The 15857-nt window shown below is 59.5% G+C and carries 14 protein-coding genes; 11 read left to right on the top strand and 3 right to left on the bottom strand.

Features of this window, described 5'->3' with window-relative positions:
- Positions 1–906: 906 nt before the first annotated feature.
- The 9 genes from thiL (at position 907) to N3C12_12260 (ending at position 9585) form a co-directional block, all read left to right on the top strand.
- Complete coding sequence (gene thiL, locus N3C12_12300; protein ID MCX8073214.1) at positions 907–1881, top strand: thiamine-phosphate kinase; 975 nt, start codon at positions 907–909, stop codon at positions 1879–1881.
- Between the two features lie 41 nt (positions 1882–1922).
- Entirely contained in the window at positions 1923–2672 is a 750-nt protein-coding gene (larB, locus tag N3C12_12295) for a nickel pincer cofactor biosynthesis protein LarB (protein ID MCX8073213.1), read from the top strand.
- A 225-nt stretch (positions 2673–2897) separates the two neighbouring features.
- Positions 2898–3356, top strand: coding sequence for a cytochrome c (locus N3C12_12290; protein MCX8073212.1), 459 nt, complete (start codon positions 2898–2900; stop codon positions 3354–3356).
- Between the two features lie 411 nt (positions 3357–3767).
- On the top strand, positions 3768–5630 hold the full coding sequence (nosZ, locus tag N3C12_12285) for a Sec-dependent nitrous-oxide reductase (GenBank protein MCX8073211.1): 1863 nt from the start codon (positions 3768–3770) through the stop codon (positions 5628–5630).
- A gap of 11 nt (positions 5631–5641) precedes the next feature.
- Positions 5642–6241 (top strand): hypothetical protein, encoded by a 600-nt coding sequence (locus tag N3C12_12280; protein MCX8073210.1) that lies wholly within the window; start codon positions 5642–5644, stop codon positions 6239–6241.
- Between the two features lie 54 nt (positions 6242–6295).
- Positions 6296–6715: a nitrous oxide reductase accessory protein NosL gene (locus N3C12_12275; protein ID MCX8073209.1), complete on the top strand. Its 420-nt coding sequence runs from the start codon at positions 6296–6298 to the stop codon at positions 6713–6715.
- A 13-nt stretch (positions 6716–6728) separates the two neighbouring features.
- Positions 6729–7976: a nitrous oxide reductase family maturation protein NosD gene (nosD, locus tag N3C12_12270; protein ID MCX8073208.1), complete on the top strand. Its 1248-nt coding sequence runs from the start codon at positions 6729–6731 to the stop codon at positions 7974–7976.
- Positions 7977–8161: 185 nt separating this feature from the next.
- The gene (locus N3C12_12265; protein ID MCX8073207.1) at positions 8162–8863 is read left to right on the top strand and encodes an ABC transporter ATP-binding protein; all 702 of its coding nucleotides are present in this window, start codon (positions 8162–8164) and stop codon (positions 8861–8863) included.
- Positions 8857–9585, top strand: a complete 729-nt coding sequence (locus N3C12_12260) for an ABC transporter permease (protein ID MCX8073206.1) — start codon at positions 8857–8859, stop codon at positions 9583–9585. Before N3C12_12265 ends, N3C12_12260 begins: the two co-directional genes overlap by 7 nt.
- A 56-nt stretch (positions 9586–9641) precedes the next feature.
- Here the strand turns inward: N3C12_12260 and N3C12_12255 are convergent, their stop codons facing one another.
- From N3C12_12255 to N3C12_12245, 3 genes are all read right to left on the bottom strand, one after another.
- The gene (locus N3C12_12255; protein ID MCX8073205.1) at positions 9642–10109 is read right to left on the bottom strand and encodes a VOC family protein; all 468 of its coding nucleotides are present in this window, start codon (positions 10107–10109) and stop codon (positions 9642–9644) included.
- Between the two features lie 69 nt (positions 10110–10178).
- On the bottom strand, positions 10179–12215 hold the full coding sequence (locus tag N3C12_12250) for a PKD domain-containing protein (GenBank protein ID MCX8073204.1): 2037 nt from the start codon (positions 12213–12215) through the stop codon (positions 10179–10181).
- A 207-nt stretch (positions 12216–12422) separates the two neighbouring features.
- The gene (locus tag N3C12_12245; GenBank protein ID MCX8073203.1) at positions 12423–12860 is read right to left on the bottom strand and encodes a PaaI family thioesterase; all 438 of its coding nucleotides are present in this window, start codon (positions 12858–12860) and stop codon (positions 12423–12425) included.
- A gap of 180 nt (positions 12861–13040) precedes the next feature.
- Between N3C12_12245 and N3C12_12240 the strand changes: the two genes are divergently transcribed.
- Together N3C12_12240 and N3C12_12235 are read left to right on the top strand one after the other, a co-directional pair.
- A complete protein-coding gene (locus tag N3C12_12240) occupies positions 13041–14546 on the top strand; it encodes a glucan biosynthesis protein (protein MCX8073202.1) in 1506 nt (501 codons plus the stop codon).
- Positions 14547–14558: 12 nt separating this feature from the next.
- Positions 14559–15827: a YihY/virulence factor BrkB family protein gene (locus N3C12_12235; protein MCX8073201.1), complete on the top strand. Its 1269-nt coding sequence runs from the start codon at positions 14559–14561 to the stop codon at positions 15825–15827.
- Positions 15828–15857: the final 30 nt, after the last annotated feature.

The following is a 15857-nucleotide window of genomic DNA, read 5'->3' as shown; positions in this document are numbered from 1 at the left end:
CTGCCACTCTGTTGGCGCAGTGTTCGTTTGGTGGCACAAAAACTCGAAGGGATCGGACAAATTTGTAGGATTTTCGCGCGTTCCCTTTATATTTCTGGTGCAGCACGGTGTTTGCTGGTTCGCTTGGCTATGCGTGCCAGCGTATTTTGGGTAGTGATTTTCTCACTTTGGTGGGGTTTGATGGAGTCGCTGCAGGCGGAGCCCGTGGATTGGACGGACTATTTTCCCAACGACCCCTTGGCGCGCCCCCAAAACCGCGTACGGACGGACGAGCCGAGTGGCCGGGCTCAGCGAGAAGAGAAAACCGTAGGTGTCGGTCATGCGGTTAGTGGTCGCCTCCCGGCGCCGGACCAGGTGCGTAAGGGTGAGCCGCGGGGCGGGTCTCGCAGGGAGAGCAGGAGTGAGCTCACTGGGAGAGGGGGCGGAGAGTCTCGTCTTGATAGCAGCGCCGAGAAGAAGCCTGGCGACGCTAATGCGAAGGGGAAAAAGAAAAGGTCCAAAAGACCACAGGGTAATTGACGCGCACTCCAGGGCAGACTTTGGCGACCCCCGCAACGTGCGTTTGGGACCGAACATTGCGCTCCGACGGTGGAGCAATCCGGCAAGCGCTTTGGAAAGTAAAACGATCGCCGCGCTCTCCGAAAGCGTTGCGCACGGATGGCTGGACGGCCGGTCGGGCTGGCATCGCCACAATGCTCCCTCGGTGCTGTAACCGCCGTCCGTGAGTACGCCTGGCGAGTGCGCACCTACTGTCGTCGTTCGCAGTTGGCTAGCTGTTGCTGTGGGCCGGGGAGACAGCGAACTCGCCTTCGTGATCGTTGGCGCGCGTCGGCCATTGCTTCCTCCCGGTGGGCGTTGAACTGCACGGTGGTATTCGTGGATGGGCTCAGGTAAAAGTGTCGGCCTGTGTCGTCGGCGGTGAGGTCCGGTGTAGGGGAGTTTGCGTTCCTTCGTCGCTTACTCCCTTCTTTGCCACAGGGGGCGAAGGTTGTTACCGGCCCGGGGCACGATGCTGCGCGGGTGCGCGTCGATGGCAAAGATTGGCTACTCACTGTCGATAGCCAGGTCGAGGGCATTCACTTCCGCCTACCGTGGATTTCCTGGTCAGCGTTGGGGCGCCGCAGTTTTCGCGTCGGCGCAAGCGATATTGCGGCCATGGGCGGGCTAGCGCGTTTTGTGCTCGTTGACTGCGGGGTGCCGAGGTATGTTGCGCTCTGTGATCTACGGCGGCTCGAGTTAGCGCTGGCGCGGGAAGCGAGCCAGTGGGGAGCATTTGTGGTCGGAGGGAACTTGCACCGTGCTGAAGAGTTCGCGCTCGTGCTCGCAGTGATTGGCGAGGCTCCGCGTCAAGTGGTGACCCGATGCGGTGCGATGCCGGGGGACCTTGTGGTGGTGACGGGAACTTTGGGAGACGCAGCATTGTGCGTCCGCCTTTTAGAGGCGGGCAAGCCATGCCCGCCATCGTTACGGAACCGTTGGCGACTGCCGCCGCGGCGCGATCGATTCGCTCGGCTCCTGGTCGCACGCAAACTTGTCTCCGCAATGATCGATGTCAGTGACGGGCTCGTGCAAGACTTGCAGCACATTTGCGACGCGAGTGGAGTAGGAGCGCGATTAGAAATCTCTTCAATGCCGTTGAGTAGGGCGTACAGGAGGGTGATGGGTGAGGATGTTAGCTTGGCGCTCGCAGGAGGCGAGGACTACGAGTTGTTATTCACGGTCCCCCCGCACAAGATGCCAGAGGTCGAACGGTTAAGTCGCCGCGAAGCCGTAGGTGTGAGAGTCATTGGCGAGGTTGTCCCCGGTCGGAGAGTACGATTCAGAACCGGAGGTAGGCAATTCCGTCTCGAGCGTCCTGGCTTCGACCATTTTTCACCTTGAGTCCTGGGGCAAGGTGGGAGCACGAGCGAGGTTTGGTGACGATGGAATTGAAGCAGCTCAAAGCGCTGTTGCAGGATGTGCAGGAAGGGCGAGTCAGCGCTGGCGAAGCCTTTGAACGACTCAAGGTGCTTCCCTTTGAGGATTTGGAATTTGCCAAGGTCGACCATCACCGGGCTCTGCGTACTGGACTCCCTGAGGTGATCTTTGCCCCAGGAAAGACGGCAGAGCACATCGTTGAAATCGCCCGGTCTTTGCAGGCGAAAGGGCACGGCGTCTTGATCACCCGAGTTGAGCCAACGATAGCCGCCGCTTTACAAGAGGCCTTGCCCCTCCTGCAGTATCACCCGCTGGGGCGGGTTGCGACAATCGCGCCTAAAAAGCGGCGGCTGACGAGCAAGGGACAGGTGGTTGTTGTTGCGGCTGGGACGGCGGATTTGCCGGTGGCCGAAGAAGCTGCTCTCACCGCCGAGTTCTTTGGAAACCGCGTGCAAAGAATTCATGATGTGGGGGTTGCTGGGTTGCATCGCTTGTTGGCGCACGTGGATGCGTTGCGTCGCGCACGGGTTCTGATTGTCGTGGCTGGCATGGAAGGCGCTTTGCCCAGCGTCGTTGCGGGCTTGGTTGATCGGCCGGTGATTGCCGTGCCAACCAGCGTCGGCTACGGCGCGAGCTTCGGCGGGCTCGCAGCTTTGCTCGCAATGCTGAATTCCTGTGCCGCTGGGGTAACCGTGGTAAACATCGACAACGGGTTTGGTGCTGCGGTGGCGGCCACATTGATCAATCGCACCTGAAACCAGCCACGCTGTCGCTCCGGGAGCGGATGGCGCAGCGTCTGGGTAAGTGGCACGCTCAGGTGCAAGGCATGGCAAAACGCTCGAGCTTCCAATGCTCGTGAATTGATTTCCGAGTATCGCCCTGTGGGAGAAATGCTGCTCTCGCGGTACGCGGGTTGCTTTTTGGAGGGCAACTGCCCTCGAGAACCTCTGGCAGCGCATTCGGAGAAAGGAAAGACGATCATGCCTTATTCGGTCTTAGTAAGCGTCGGTGTCTTGTTACTGGCCGTGGGCGGTTGTTCGCGTTCGGAAGAGCCACAAGCTGGGTCTTCATCGGCGGCGCAAGTGTCCGCCCCTGCGGGCCACTCGGGAAAGGGCATTGGTCCGGTTCAGAATGTGCAGCTCGGGCCTTTGGACAAAGCCTTAGCGGAGAAAGGAAGAGGGATATTCGAGCAAAAATGTGCTGCTTGCCATCGTTTCGATGAGCGCTTCGTCGGACCCCCACTAAAGGGGGTCACGCAGAAAAGAGCACCGGAGTGGATCATGAACATGATTCTGAATCCGGTAGAGATGACTCAAAAGGATGAAGCCGCGAGAGAGCTGCTGGCGACCTACCTGACGCAGATGACCTTCCAGAACGTTTCGCAAGAAGATGCGCGAGCCATCTTGGAATATTTCCGCCAGGTGGACGGCGACTCTTGACCTAGCCCCTTTTTCGCGCGCTTGCGGGTAGCCGGCTGACTTGATTTGTCGGGTCGTGCCCCGCACCCCTGGCCTCTTTTTCCGCTGCCGGAGCTCGTCGGTGTGTGTGCGCGTTCGAAGCGCGAGCCCGCGTGCCTGTGTTGCGAACTTGGGATGATCAGCGCGGCGCCTTCCGCAGTTCTGCGAACTGGTGAGGACCTTCAGCAAACAGGTGATGCGCCCCTGCGGCACTGATCCGCAGCCGGCCTGGCGGCATCGAAATTGCCACAACTTGCCGCGGTAATGCGGAGTAGGAGGTGTCCCAAGCGTGCGACGGCAAAGGAAGCTGCGCCTTTCGTTTTAGGTTTGGTAGCAGTGTTTGCAGTTTCAGGGGGCACAAGCTGCAAACAGCAGGTGTCGACCCAGGGATTCATGGCTCAGGATGCGGCCCAGAAGGTTTACGTTCCACCCGGAAAGCACGATGAATTTTACGCGTTCTTGTCGGGTGGCTTTTCCGGTCAGGTGGCGGTTTACGGTTTACCGTCCGGAAGGTTGCTCCGCGTGATTCCGGTCTTCGCCGTAAATCCGGAGAACGGCTACGGGTTTTCCGAGGAGACGAAGCCGTTACTCATGACTTCTCATGGCTTCATCCCCTGGGATGACTATCACCACCCCGAATTATCCCAGACCAACGGCGTGCCGGACGGGCGTTGGTTGTTCGGAAATTCCAACAACACGCCTCGCATCGGTCGCACCGACTTGCGGACCTTTCAAACCGTAGAGATCCTGGAAATTCCCAACTCCGGGGGCAACCATGCCTCGCCGTTCGTCACGCCGGATACGAAATACGTCGTCTCCGCGACGCGGTTTTCGGTGCCCATCCCACAGCGCGACGTTCCGATTCAAAGCTACAAGGAGAACTTCAAGGGGACGTTGAACTTTATCGCGGTGGACTCCGAGTCCGGCCGGATGAATTTGGCCTTTCAGTTGCTGGTTCCGGGCTTCGACTACGACTTGGCCCACTGTGGAAAAGGGCCGTCGTACGGTTGGTGCTTTTTTACCTCTTACAACACAGAGCAAGCACACACGCTGCTCGAGATCCGTGCCTCGCAAAACGACAAAGACTTTACTGCAGCCGTGAATTGGCGGCGAGCGGAGGATTGTTTGAAGGAGGGCAAGGGCGAACAGTGGCCAGCGGAGTACTATCACAACGTGTACGACGAGGAGCGTCACCTCGCGGTTAGCGAGGTCAAGCGGGAAGTGACGGTGCTCGACGCGGCTGCCTGCCCAGGTGTGATCTATTATTTGCCAACGCCGAAGTCCCCTCATGGGGTGGATGTCGATCCGTCGGGGGAATACATCGTCGGCGGTGGGAAGTTGGCCACTGTGATTCCTGTGCACTCCTTCAGCAAGATGCAGAAGGCGATTGCGGAGAAGAAATTTGCTGGCGAGGTCGCGGGCATCCCTGTGTTGGCTTACGAAGCGACGATTGCCGGCGAGGTCGAGAAGCCCTGCCTTGGGCCATTGCACACGGAGTTTGACGGACAAGGTTTTGCCTACACGTCGTGCTTTGTCAGCTCCGAAGTCGTCAAGTGGCAACTGGGCACTTGGCAAGTGGTGGACCGTGTACCGACCTACTACTCCATTGGCCACTTAATGATTCCGGGCGGCGACTCACAGAAGCCGTGGGGCAAGTACTTAGTGGCCATGAACAAAATTACGAAGGATCGCTACCTACCGACCGGGCCAGAGCTCACGCAGTCGGCGCAACTGTACGACATCTCGGGCAAAAAAATGCAATTGTTGCTCGACTTTCCCACCGTCGGCGAACCGCACTACGCGCAGGCGCTACCAGCGAACTTGATCAAGGACAAGGTGGCAAAGATCTACCCGATCGAGAAGAATCATCACCCCGATGCGGTGAAGAGCGAAAAAGAAGCCCGAGTGGAACGGCGGGGCAACGAGGTCCATGTATACCTGACCGCGATTCGCAGTCACTTCACCCCAGACAACATCGAAGGCATCCGCCTCGGCGATACGGTGTACTTCCACGTCACGAATCTCGAGCAGGACTGGGATATCCCACACGGATTCGCAGTCTTCGGTTCGGAGAACGCCGAATTGCTGGTCATGCCCGGCGAGACGAGGACGCTCAAGTGGGTGCCGAAGGCCGTGGGCGTGTATCCGTTTTACTGCACAGATTTCTGCTCAGCCTTACACCAAGAGATGCAGGGATACGTGCGGGTGTCCGCGCCCACAGCCGATGTCCCTTTGAGGTACGGCACGGGAAAGTGAAAGGGGGAGCGATGAACCGGTTGAGCAGTGGTCCGCGAGTGTGTTTTCTACTTGCGGGCCTTCTTCCCCTCGTGAACTTCGTGGTGCCATTGTGGAGTATCCGGCTTTATGCACCCCAGTACCCCGAGGGCATCTCGATGTACATCTGGATTAACCGGATCACCGGCCAGCTCGATTTGGTGAACGGGCTCAACCACTACATCGGAATGAAGCACATCGTTCCGTCTGGAATTCCTGAGCTGCGGTGGATGCCGGTTGCCGTAATCGCCATGTCGGGATGGGCGTTCGTTGTCGCGGCGCTCCCCAATCAAGCGCTGGCGATTCTGTGGGCAGTTGCCTTCTCTCTCCTAGGCGTGGTCGGCCTGGTCGATTTCTACCTTTGGGGCTACGACTATGGCCACAATTTGGATCCCACGGCTCCCATCAAGATCCCGGGAATGTCCTACCAGCCTCCGTTGATCGGCAGCAAAAATCTTCTCAACTTCACTGCTGTCTCGTTACCCCACCTGGGCGGCATTGGTCTGGTGTTAGCGGGACTATGTGGGGTTATCGGTGCTTGGCTGTTGTGGCGGAGTTCTTCGTCGACAAGAGCGGGCGGGTCTCCCCAGTAACTCGTAGGGATGTCGCGGATGCGAAGGAGTGGGGGAGCGCGACTGCGTGCGTTGATGGTGATTGCACTCGCGAGCGCAGCTTTACAATGCCAGCCTCGCGGGCCCGTGGAGCTGCCCGCCGCTCCGGTGCAATGTACCGAGTGCCAGATGACGATCGCCGATCGCCGGTTCGCAGTTCAGGTACACACGGATAAAGGACGTGTCTTGTTCTTCGATTCCATTGAGTGTGCGCGTCGCTACGTGTCAGCACACCCACGAGGGGTGGCACGCGTTTACCTGCATTCGTTTTTGGATCCGCCCAGATGGATCGAGGGCAACGAAGCATGGGTGCTTCAGTGGGCCGGCATCCGCAGCCCCATGGGCGGCAATCTAGGGGCGTTTGCCAGTGAACGAGAGGCAAGGGGCTGGGTCGAGTCAGCCCAGGCGCGGCCAGAAGAGTTTAAATTGACCCGCTGGGCCGAGCTGGGTCGGTGAGGTAGGGTGTGCGGTGTTTTTCGGCTGGGCTTTGGTTGTACTCACGGTTTGTGGCCACTGTCGTTACACCAGTATCTCGGCGGCTCTGGATGCGGCGCAGCCGGGGGACACAGTCGCGGTGGCTCCTGGCACTTATCGCGAGTTTATTCAGGTCACGCGGCCAGTGACCTTGGTCGGCAACGGGGCGGTGATCGACGGGGAAGGGCAGCGGCCTCTCATCCAGGTTCGGGCTGATGACGTGCGTGTGGAGGGCTTCCGTTTGGTTCGCTCAGGCCGCGATTTGCTCCGGGACACGGCCGCATTGCGGGTCAGCAACGCCCGGCGCTGTGCCGTTGTGGGTAATCGCTTCGAGGATACGTTTTTCGCTGTGTACCTCGAAGGCGTTCAGGATTGTCGTGTGGAAAACAACGTGATTGTCGGCGTGCCCCGAGGAGAGGGCGGATCTGGCAATGGAATTCACACCTGGAACTCCGCTGGCCTGGTTGTCGTGGGGAATCAGGTGACCGGTCACCGCGACGGTATTTACCTGGAGTTTACTAGCGACAGCGTACTCACGGACAATCGAGCTGAGGACAACATCCGCTACGGGTTGCATTTCATGTACTCGGATCAAAACGGATTTGCTCGGAACACGTTTCAGAGGAATGGTGCTGGTGTAGCCGTGATGTATTCGCGGAAGGTGGCGATGCAGGAAAATACGTTTATTGGTCACGAAGGCAAAGCCGCATACGGCTTTTTGTTGAAGGAGATCGCAGAGTCCTCCTTGGTGAACAATTGGTTCGAGGCAAACTCTGTTGCCCTGCACTTAGATCAGAGCAACCGCAACGAGGTACGCGGCAACGCCTTCTGCCGGAACGGTCTTGCCATTTCCTTGTGGGGCAGCGCCGAACAAAACGACTTTGCCGAGAACTCGTTCGAGGGGAATTTGTTCGACGTTTATACGAACTCGTTGCAAAGCGGAGGCAATCGGTTCGAGCGGAACTACTTTAGCTCCTACTGGGGCTACGACCGAGATCGCGACGGATGCGGTGACCTGCCGTTTCGGCCGGTATCGTTTTCAGCGGTACTCTTGGCGCGTTATCCGTTGGCGGGCTTGTTGGCAAAGAGCCTTTTCTTTGAGTTTCTCGACCTGACAGAGCGGCTCATTCCAGCCTTTGCCCCGAGCGAACTTGCTGACCTCCGTCCCAGCTTGCGGCCGACGAAAAACGCGTGCACGCGTGGCCGGAGGCTCAAAACGATCCCCGTCAATGGCAGTGGGTGACGGCGCCCGCGGGGCTGTGTTTGGCCTTGAGGTGCGAGGCAGGCCCTATGGACGAGGATGCGCAAAACTGCTCGCGCCCGACGCTCGCGAGGCCAAGAGTGGCGACGAACCACGGGCCGGGGAGCGAGCTTTGGGCACGCGGCGGCGACACAGCAAGCACTGAGACTTAGCTGGCGAGGAGAGGCATGCTGGTGGTACGAGAACTCTGCAAGAGTTTTGGCCGTACGCAAGCGCTGCGCGGCGTTTCGCTAACGGTTCCAGCGGAAAAACTGACTGCTCTGGTGGGGCCAAATGCGAGCGGTAAGAGCACGTTCATGAAAGCCGTGCTCGGTCTCGTGCGTCCCGATCGCGGCAGCATCTTATGGCAGGGAAAACCGCTGCATGCCCTCGACAAATACCAGCGGCTGTTCGGGTATATGCCGCAAAGCCCCCATTATCCGGATAACTTGAGTCCCCGGGAGATTCTCCGGATTGTCCGCGACATGCGCGGAGTGGATTGGAAGGCCTTCGAAGCGTTTATCGACAGCTTCCGGTTCGGCCCGTTTTTAGACCGTCCGATTGGAACGCTTTCACTGGGCACCCGCCAGAAACTCAGTGCGATTTTAGCGTTGGGCGTGAAAGCTCCGATTTTAATTCTCGATGAGCCGACGGTTGGCTTCGACCCGGTTGCGGCAGGGCTGTTTCGTCGTCTCTTCTTGGAGCGAAAAACCCAGGGCACGACGATCTTGTTTGTCTCCCATCTATTGCAGGAAGTGGAAGCGGTGGCTGACTACATTGCCTTCCTCGACGAGGGGAAGATCCTCTTTTCCGGATCGCTTGCGGAGTTGCAAACCCGGACGAAGACGGCATCGCTGGAGGAGGCGGTACTATCTTTATTCGATTGCTGAGTTACGAACTGCGCAATCTGCTACGGGCGCGTTGGCTATACGGATATGCCGGTTTGTTTTTCGGCATTGCCTCGTTGACCCTCAGCTTCAGTGAAGGGGGGGACCGCGCGTTGCTCGCGTTGGCACACGCGAGCATCTTGGTGATCCCCCTGGTGAGCGCAGTAGCCGCCGCGAATTCGACTTATGTTCGTAAGCCCTACGATGCGTTTCTGCTTACCCAGCCAGTGTCTCGGGCTGTGGTATTTTCCGCTGCAGTGGGCGCTTTGGTAATCACCTTTGCCGGGAGCTTTTTCATTCCGGGCGCTGCGGTGGTTCTTCCGGCCGGCCTCCCATTAGTTCCAACCAGTCGCATGCTTTTAGCAAGCGTGGCGTTGTCGACGAATTGCGTGTTGGCCGGAGTCCTGGTGGCGACTTGGATCGAGGAACGGACGCGTGGATTAGGCGTGTTGTTGCTCGCTTGGCTCATTGCCGCGCTCGTGTATGACGGGGCACTTCTGTACGTCATTGTCGCCTTCGAGGAATACCCGATCGAGCCGTTGTTGACCGCAGCCGTGTTGTTCAATCCCATCGATGCTGTGCGACTGGTATTGTATCAGGACTTGGGCTTGCGCTTCCTTTTGCCTGTTGTGCTTCCTAGCGGCGCGGTTTGGCTCTCGCTTGCGTTGTGGGGGGTCGTTTTACTTGGACTCGGCTTACGAGCCTTTCTCAAAAAGGACTACTAGCCGAGGCGGTGGCCCCGTCATGGCTGCCTCGCCAATAGCCCAGGGGCGTGAATCGGCTATTCGTTTGGTAGCCCTCGGGTAAGGGTCGCGCCGACCACCTGCCCGTAGGAGATTTCGAGATTGTGCCCATCGGGGTCGACAATGAACACCCAGTAACCCACGGGAGGGCCGCTGTCGAACGGGCCTCGAACAGCGTGGCCACGTTGCCTTGCGAGCTCACAGAGCTCGTCCACCTCGCGGCGAGTCCCAACCGCAACACCAAGATGGCAGAAGGCGCCACCGAGCACGTGGTCGATTGTAGCACTCTGAATGAGCACGAGCACGAATGGGCGGGTGTGGTCGCTGAGCCATACGACGTCAACCCCGGTGGCTGCATCGTGCCGACGGTGGACGACCCGCATGCCGGCAAAGTCTTGGTAAAAGTCAATACTGCGGTCGATATTGGTCACGGGCAGGGCCACGTGAGTGAGCCCGCGGTCGACGGCATTATCTCTTCCAAGCTGTAATGCTCGATCACCCGTCATGAGGCGCTCTCCTCCGACAGCAGGTAGCGCTTCCTGCGCGCTTGGCAAACCGTGGAGCGAGCGCGTGCCTCAGTCTTGTGGGGCGTTGCGGTCGATAACCCTCAGTCCAACGCGCGCCTGATTATCGCCGGTCGTGGGGTCGATGTTGCCAGGAAAGACCGTTGTGGCCTCGAGCTGTAGTTCGCAGCCTGGCACTGTGGAGCGTTGTAATCGGAGTCGCAAGCGCGCGGTTCGGGTTCGGCCTGTGGGTATCAATGCACGTGCTTGAGGCCCCGCGAGGTTCGGCTCGAAATCAGGCGATTCGATGATTGTTCCCGTTGGACACGTGCCGTCGGACGCGATGACTTGAACCAGGTGCCCGTAGGGCTCATCGCCGGAGAGGGCGTCAGCGTTGCGCACCCGAACGCGTAGTGTCCGGTAGGTCTCCGTCTTGCCCCGAGGAATCACCACTTTGATTGGACTGATTGGATTGATTGCAGTGTCGTGCTGCGAGTGAGTCGCCGGCGGCCACTCCACGGTTACAGGGGCGCTGCGGCTGCGCTGGGCTCGTCCATCGCTGGCGAGGAGTTCCAATGTGTAGCCCCCGGGTTCCAAATAAAGATGTCGGGCAGAAAACCCCGCGGCTGGTGCGGACCCATCGCCAAAATTCCACGACAAGAAAAGTGGATCACCATCCGGGTCCACAGAGCCGTACGCCGTCACCCGGAGCCAAGTGCCAGCAATCACTCGGCGCGCCGGGCCGGGATCCGGCCAGGGGAGGTGATTCGACAAGGCGAAAGGCGACTCGTGCGCACCGATGTCGCTGGCGTGTCCTACGGGTCGCGCTCGTCCGCCAGCGTCTAAGGACCCCTCGCTGTTTGGCGCTGCCCGGTCAACGGCAGGGCTCATGTCCAACAGCGTATATTCGTTGTGTTCGGCAAACTCTGGGTCCACGGCCAGAGTGCCCTCCCCCAGGCCAGTTTGCGACGCGTAACGACGCGAGTTGATTTCTTGACCGGTAAAGGTTGTCGTTCCGGTCTCCTGGTGAAGCACCACCACTGGCTCGTTGGATTGGGACCGGAACAAGATATTTCGCCGCTCCACGAAGGACACGTTTGGTTCAATCTCGACCGCCTTTCCACCGCCGGCGACGACAGAGTTGGTCAATTGCACCGCGTACGGAGCCTGCGTGAACGAAACCATCGGTGCCCGTAGCAGCAGGCCGACGCCGCTGTTGTCGGCCACAGTGAGGTGGTCGAGTTCTGCGACAACGCTCGTGGGGTTGAAGTTGGTTGTCAGCAACCCGGTACGGTTGCGCGCGAACACTGAGTTCGTCACGCGGCCACCTTGGAACAGCTTGAGGCCGGCGCAGCCGTTGCCGATGGCCCAGCTTTGATCCAGGCGTACGTTGCTCGCTTCAATGTCGAATCCGTCCTCGCCATTCCAACTCGCTCTGCAGCGTATGCACTGAAACCCGGTGACATCTTGATCGACGGCGAATCCATCCGCGTCCCCTTCACAGCCCCGACCATCGTCGTTGCCTACAGCCCAGGTGTCCATGATGCTGATGTTTTGGCTACCCTGGTAGATCCGCACCCCAGTGCTCGTGTTGGCCTCGATCGTGCTCGCGGACAATTCGATATTCGCCGCACCGGCAATCCAAACCCCGCTGCGGTTACCGTGAATCGACAGGCGGCGCAGAGCGAGGTCGTGCGCGCCAGGGCGGACGAACACGCTCTCGTGATAGCCCCCACGAATTTCGAAGCCCTCGACAATGATATATGCCGCCGTGGGGCGGAAATCCCATGCGGAAAGGCTTCCTGTGGGGTCGGGCGATTCCAGCACCACACCGGGTTCAGCCTTGAGCCAAATCGGGGCATTAGCGGTCCCGCCCACGGCGATGATCACGGCCTCACGGTAGACCCCGGGCCGCACGATCAAGCTGTCTCCGGGCAACAGCCGGTTCACGGCTGTCTGCACGGTGCGCCAGGGGGCTTGGGCGTTGCCTGCACCATCATCGCTGCCATCTGGGCTGACATAGAAGGTGGCGGCGTGCGCCGCGACGCTGGCGAGGACCACAGGAACCAAAAGCCAGGACAGCAGGAGTCGATGCGTCGGTTTTGACATACTCCTGCCGAAAGGCAGCGAAACTCGTGCCGCAGGACTCGGTGCCCTGCGTTCGTCCAGATGGTGTGTGCTGGAAGTTTTCCTCCCGTCATCGAGTCAGCAGGTCGCCGCTGGATGTCTCAGGCCGCAACAATGGATCCTTTATTCCGCGGAGGAATCGGAAAGCGGAGCCCGCAGCGACCTACGATCGGTACCTCTCGAGGTGCGTCATTTTTCAGTGGCCCGGGAGTGCAAAACGGGTTGCCCTCCGAGCGGCGTGTCGGGTTCGAGGCACAAGAGGCGTACTCGGCCCGTGGCAACAATTTGTCCTGTGCTATCGCGTGCGGTGGCCTCCCAAAGTTGCGTTCGTCGGCCACGCGTGATCGGTGTTGCCGTGACGCGAATCGTGCCACTGCGCACGGCGCGGATGAAACTGGTGTGATTCTCCACGCCGACCACCGCTAACCCTCGCTCCATGGCGTCGATTCCCGCGCCGGTGGAACATGCCGTTTCAATGGTGGCGCAGTGCATCCCGCCGTGAACGATGCCGTACGGTTGTAGATGGCGTTCATCGACGTCGTATTCGAGTACGACCTCGTCGCGCGAGGCGGACAGGAGACGGACACCCATGTGGCGGTCGAAACCGCGTACCAGTGCATCTGCCATTTCCTGCTGCATGGATTTCTTTTCGCCCATAAGGCCGGCGTATAACGCAAGGCACGCGCGCGTCCAGCAGGGTGGTTAGTGCGACAAGATGGGCTTGCGCTATACGAGTCGGACCGTTGCCGCGTGCGGTCAGGCACCGGGGAAGCTGCTGGGGAACCTGTGGGCGTAGAAGGAGGAGCGATGAAGTACCAACGAGTGCTGCGAGCCGTGTTGCTCTCGGCTGCGGTGCTGGGTGCAAGAGCGGCCTTTGGCTTCGGCTTTGCTGATGTGGTGAATACGGCGCAGGGCCTGGCGCGTGAGGCCTACCGGGATACCAAAGAGCGGGTGCCGCAATGGATGCTGGACATGACCTATGATGAGTGGCGGGACATTCGCTTCCGTCCCAGCGAGGCGCTGTGGCGAAAGGAGAACCTGCCGTTCGAAGTGCAGTTTTTTCATCTGGGGCTTTACTACCCCCGGCCGGTGTCGATCAATGTGGTAGACGGTGGTCGAGTGGAGCACGTGCGCTTCTCGCCAGCGCTGTTCGATTACGGAAAGAACACGTTTGCCGATCGCATCCCTGACGACATCGGCTTTGCCGGTTTCCGGGTCCATTACCCAATCAAAACTCCCACGTACAAAGATGAGGTGATCGTGTTTTTGGGTGCGAGTTACTTTCGCGCACTCGGGCGCGATGAGATTTACGGTCTTTCGGCGCGAGGCATTGCAGTCAACACGGTGGAACCAGAGGGAGAAGAGTTCCCATACTTTACCGAGTTTTGGCTCGTGAAGCCGGCGGCGGAGGCGACGACGCTGACCATTTACGCGCTGATGGATAGTCCAAGCCTGACTGGGGCTTACCATTTTGTCGTTTCCCCGGGTGTGCAGACTAGAGTCGACGTGGAAGCACATCTGTTTTTTCGGCGCGACGTGAAGAAGCTCGGGTTGGCGCCTCTGACGAGTATGTTCTTTCACGGAGAGAATACCACGCGATGCTTCAACGACTTTCGCCCCGAGGTGCACGATTCTGACGGCCTCCTGCTTTACAGCCGCACTGGGGAATGGTTGTGGCGCCCGTTGGATAATCCCACGAAGATCCATGTGAGTGCGTTTGAACTGAACAATCCCCGGGGCTTTGGCTTGATCCAGCGTGATCGGGACTTTGAGCACTATCAGGACCTTGAGGCGCGGTCGGAGCTACGTCCGAGCGCTTGGCAGGAAGTGCATGGGAATTGGGGCGATGGCTGGGTGGAGCTGGTAGAGCTGCCGACCGATTCCGACATTCATGACAACATCGTGGCGTACTGGCGGCCTCATCGTGCACCGGAAAAGGGGGATCGAATCGAGGTAAGGTACACCATATTTTGGTACGGAGATGATCCCAGTCGTCCACCGGGCGGCCGGGTGGTGGCGACGAGACAAGAACGCACAAAGCAGGGCCTGCAGCGGTTCGTGGTCGACTTCGCTGGGCAGGAGCTTCGTGAGCTTGCAGAATCAACTCCGCCCGAGGCGGTATTGACCGTAGCTTCGGGCGCGGAGACAGGGGAAATCACGGAACACCACTTGGTGAAGAATCCTGTGAACCAAACGTGGCGTTTAAGCTTTCAGTTGCGCGCTACAGGCAATCGTGCCGTGGATCTTCGGGCTTTCTTGCGCCGACAAAAGGACGTTCTCACGGAGACGTGGACATACACCTATCTGCCATGAGTTCAGGGAGGAGTGCCGATTCGGTGGGTTGAGTGGCTGCGCAACACGGCGGCGCTCATCGTTGCTGCAGCATTGCGCTTCTACCGCGACGATTGTCTGACTCGTGCGTCGGCGCTGGCCTATGTGTCGTTGCTGTCGGTGGTGCCACTGTTGGCGGTTGTGTTCGCGGTGCTGAAAGGCCTGGGAGTCCCGCGCAAGGTCGAGCCGGCGGTGCTCGCGCGTCTCGCAATTCCCCCAGAAACGATGGCGACGATTATGTCTGCCATCGAGCGCCTCAATGTCGGCGTACTGGGTGCCTTGGGTGCCGTGTTGTTACTGACAACGGTGGTGGGCCTGTTAGGCGCAATCGAGGCGGCTCTTGACGGTGTGTGGCGAGCGCAGCGAGGGCGCGGTGGGTGGCGAAGAATTCGAGAGCATCTAGGCTTGGTGTTGCTCACGCCGTTTTTGTTGCTCGCCGCGATTGCCATCACTTCTTCTCACCACTTGGGGCACATGGTGCGGGTAGCCGAAGGGATACCGGTTGCAGGTCAGCTCATTCGGAGTGGTCTGCTGCTTGTTCCAATTGCCTTGAACGTTGCGGGAATCCTCGTTCTCTACGTCGTACTTCCGAACCGGAAGCCAAATTGGCGTGCGGTGCTCGTGGGAGCACTAGTGGCAGGGCTGCTTTGGCAGTTGGTTCAGTGGCTTTATGTAAGCCTGCAAATCGGTGTCGCTCGCTACAACGCGGTGTACGGGGCACTGGCGCAGCTCCCAATCACGCTCGTGTGGTTGCATGCGAGTTGGATCGTATTTCTGTTTGGTGCAGAGTGCGCCGCGGTATGTGAGTTTGGGCGTGGGCCGGGCGGGACCGCAATGTATCCGCGAAGTGTCCTAGCGATTCAGTTTTTGCGCTGCGCATGGCACGCGTTCGAGCACGGTGGTGGCAAGGTCGACACCGTCCATTGGGCGAGGAAGCACAACGTGGCGGTAGAGGTCGCGGAAGAGATCGCTCGGGTCATGACGGAGTGGGGTTGGCTTGCGGTGTCCCCCGAGGGTGCGAGGGATCGATACGTCTTGGGATCTGCCCCGCGCACCTGGGATCTCGCTCGCTTGACCACGCTCGATTACGCTTTGGTTCCCGGCGAGGTCGATTCCGTGGTGGCCCGACTATGGGCGGTGATGCAGGAAAAGGCGACGCAGCAATGGAAGGATTTGCTTGAACACGCTTCGATCGACGAGCTCTTTCCCGGCGCACTGCCGCAGGTCGCAAACAGCTCGCCTGGGGAAATCGCCGGAGCGTAATGCGTGATACGCAGCAGCCGGGATCTGAAC

The sequence above is a fragment of the Candidatus Binatia bacterium genome (genome assembly GCA_026415395.1).
In the GTDB taxonomy this organism is placed as follows: Bacteria; Desulfobacterota; Binatia; order HRBIN30; family HRBIN30; genus HRBIN30.
This window is presented reverse-complemented; position numbering and strand designations above follow the sequence as displayed.

Excerpts from the sequence above, each read along its gene's own strand:
- N3C12_12280 (MCX8073210.1), top strand. The coding sequence starts at position 5,642 with ATGAACCGGTTGAGCAGTGGTCCGCGAGTGTGTTTTCTACTTGCGGGC.
- N3C12_12275 (MCX8073209.1), top strand. The coding sequence starts at position 6,296 with ATGGTGATTGCACTCGCGAGCGCAGCTTTACAATGCCAGCCTCGCGGG.
- nosZ (MCX8073211.1), top strand. The coding sequence starts at position 3,768 with ATGGCTCAGGATGCGGCCCAGAAGGTTTACGTTCCACCCGGAAAGCAC.
- N3C12_12265 (MCX8073207.1), top strand. The coding sequence starts at position 8,162 with ATGCTGGTGGTACGAGAACTCTGCAAGAGTTTTGGCCGTACGCAAGCG.
- N3C12_12255 (MCX8073205.1), bottom strand. The coding sequence starts at position 10,109 with ATGACGGGTGATCGAGCATTACAGCTTGGAAGAGATAATGCCGTCGAC.
- larB (MCX8073213.1), top strand. The coding sequence starts at position 1,923 with ATGGAATTGAAGCAGCTCAAAGCGCTGTTGCAGGATGTGCAGGAAGGG.
- N3C12_12250 (MCX8073204.1), bottom strand. The coding sequence starts at position 12,215 with ATGTCAAAACCGACGCATCGACTCCTGCTGTCCTGGCTTTTGGTTCCT.
- N3C12_12240 (MCX8073202.1), top strand. The coding sequence starts at position 13,041 with ATGAAGTACCAACGAGTGCTGCGAGCCGTGTTGCTCTCGGCTGCGGTG.
- N3C12_12290 (MCX8073212.1), top strand. The coding sequence starts at position 2,898 with ATGCCTTATTCGGTCTTAGTAAGCGTCGGTGTCTTGTTACTGGCCGTG.
- N3C12_12245 (MCX8073203.1), bottom strand. The coding sequence starts at position 12,860 with ATGGCAGATGCACTGGTACGCGGTTTCGACCGCCACATGGGTGTCCGT.